The organism is Asticcacaulis sp. AC402, assembly GCF_000495835.1.
In the GTDB taxonomy this organism is placed as follows: domain Bacteria; phylum Pseudomonadota; class Alphaproteobacteria; order Caulobacterales; family Caulobacteraceae; genus Asticcacaulis.
The window spans coordinates 1-2,164 of the sequence record NZ_AWGC01000061.1; the positions used below are offsets into that span (position 1 = coordinate 1).

The window sequence follows — 2,164 nt, forward strand, 5'->3', positions numbered from 1 at the left end:
GAGGTAGTTGGACATGGAGTTGCCGGTGCCGTTGATGTTGGCGGAACCGTTCAGGCGCAGGACCTCGATATAGGCGCCCAGGGTGAAGGTGGCCGACGAGCGGACCATGTCGAAGCCGCCGTCATCGACGCCATCCACGATTTGCTCGGACGCCACGTCGCTGGTGCTGTCGACGACGTAGATGTCGTCGCCGTCACCGCCGTACATGGTGTCGTTGCCGGTCTTGCCGTCCAGCTTGTTGGCGCCGTCATTGCCAGTGAGGACGTTGTTGAGGCTGTTGCCGGTGCCGTCGATGTCGTCTTCGCCGGTCAGGATCAGGTCTTCATCCGTTGCCCCAAGCGTGGTGGTTTCGTCGGACTCGACGAGGTCGATGACCGAGTTGACGGTCAGGTCCAGGGTGGCCTCAACCGGATCGCCTTCACCGTCGAGGATGGTGTAGCTGATGACGACCGTGCCATGGAAGTTGGCATCGGGGGTGATGGTGTAGACACCATCTTCCTCGGTGACCCCGGCGTTGGTGGCGGTGACCTCACCCAGGGTGAGGGTCAGGCCGTCAGCGCTGCTCCAGCCCTGCAGCAGGTCCTCGGTCGACACCGTCGCGGTGGTGTCTTCGTCGATGGCCTCCAGTTCGACGGGGGCGTCCAGTTCCGGGGCGTCATAGACATTGGTGACGTCCAGGGTGGCCGAACCGAAGCCGGTCCCGCCATTGCCATCGCTGACTTCATACTCGAAGGCGATCTCGCCAACATAGTCGTCCGGCGCCGTCACCGTGTAGTAGGTTTCGTCGTCACTCAGGGTAATCGTAAAGCCATCACCCGCCGACAGGTTGCTGACGGTAAACTCGGTATCGCCGTCGATGTCGGTCCAGCCGGCCAGCAGGTCTTCGACCGAAACCTCGATTTCGGTGTCTTCCTCAACGCTGCCCAGGTCGATCGCCGCCGGGGCGGTCGGGTCGTCATTGGCGCCGGCGATGGTGAAGGTGCTGGTGAACTCAGTCGTGTCTTCGCCGTCGCTCACCGAGTAGGTGATGGTGGCTTCGCCGCTGTAGTTTTCGTCAGGCGTGAAGGTGTAGCTGTCGGTGTCATCATCGTAGGTGATCGTGCCGTGGGTTGCCTCGATGTCGGTGATGGTCAGGTCGTCGTCTTCGACATCGGAGATATCGGCCAGAAGCTGCGCCGTCGTCAGGACCAGGTCTTCATCTTCGGTGGCGCCGGTGATGGTGGCGCCTTCGCCTTCGGGGGCGTCATTGACGGCCGCAATGGTAAAGGTGCTGGTGAACTCTGCGCTGTCGATACCGTCGGACACCGAGTAGGTGATTGAGGCTTCGCCATTGTAGTTTTCGTCCGGCGTAAAGTCGTAGGTATCGTCATCGGCGTTGTAGACGAAGGTGCCGTGGGTGGCACTGATCGCGGTGACGGTAAGGGCGTTGTTGGGCTGTACCCCCATGATCGAGTTGTTCACGGCGCCGCCGTCGATGTCGGAGATATCGGCCAGCAGTTGCGCCTTGGTGAAGGCCGACGTGGTGTCTTCGGTCACACCGGTGATGGTGGCGGCGTCTCCGCGCGGCGCGTCGTTGACGGCATTCACCACAAAGTTAGCCGCGAAGTCTGTTGTGCTTTCGCCGTCGGAAACGCGATAGTTGATGGTGACAATGCCCGAGTACTCTGCATCTGGCGTGTAGATGTAGTTGCTGCCATCCGCGACGACCGCACCGGAGGAAACGCCCAGGATCTCCGTGATGGTGAAGTCAGCCTCACCATCGGGATCGGTGATCCCGGCCAGCAGGGCGCTGGAAAGGATCGCATAGTCGGTGTCTTCCGTTGCGTCGGGCAGGCTCGGCAGTTCGTCGCGTACAGGTGCATCGGCCACCGGGGTGACGGTCAGGCTGCGGGTGGCGGTGACTTCGGTCGTGCCGTCCGACACCTTGTAGGTGACGGTGATGGTGCCGTTGTAGTTGGCCGCCGGGGTGATGGTGAAGCCGCCCACATCGTCGCGGGTGACGGTGCCATTGTCGACCGAGATATCCGACACGACCAGGGCCGGCAGGACATCGTCTTCGTCGCGTTCGAAGTCGATATCCGTCCAGCCGGCGAGCAGGTCTTCATCCGAGCCGACAAAATCAACGTCCTCGTCCACCGAACCCAGCGAACCGGGGCTGGTCGGT

At 62.0% G+C, this 2,164-nt stretch carries 1 protein-coding gene; it reads right to left on the bottom strand.

The features are described 5' to 3' along the window. The coding region (locus tag ABAC402_RS38870; RefSeq protein WP_023451363.1) for a cadherin-like domain-containing protein at positions 1-2,164 on the bottom strand (2,164 nt) is incomplete at both ends.